We start from the raw sequence: 265 nt of genomic DNA, 5'->3' as shown, positions 1-265 counted from the left end.
TTTAGCATCAGTGAAACCTGTTATCGCTATATCGCCAGGTTGAGCGATGAAAATGCCCAAATTGCTGACTGGCTATTGCGCCTGACATCGGCTCAGCGAAATTGGGGATTTGGCCTGTGCTTTCTGTATTTGCGCAATGTTAAGCATTTCAAATGGAATCATAAACGCGTCTATCGTATTTATCGGGAGTTGGATTTGAATTTAAGGATAAAACCCAAAAAACGGTTAATCAGGGAAAAACCAGACGCATTGGCCGTGCCAGATG

At 43.4% G+C, this 265-nt stretch carries 1 pseudogene; it reads left to right on the top strand.

Annotated features, from left to right (window positions below):
- Positions 1–265: pseudogene (locus Lery_RS14485) on the top strand (IS3 family transposase); the annotation flags it as partial.

The sequence above is a fragment of the Legionella erythra genome, from assembly GCF_001467615.1.
Lineage (GTDB): Bacteria > Pseudomonadota > Gammaproteobacteria > Legionellales > Legionellaceae > Legionella_C > Legionella_C erythra.
Note: the sequence above shows the minus strand (reverse complement) of the source record. Positions and strands in the feature narration are given on the sequence as shown.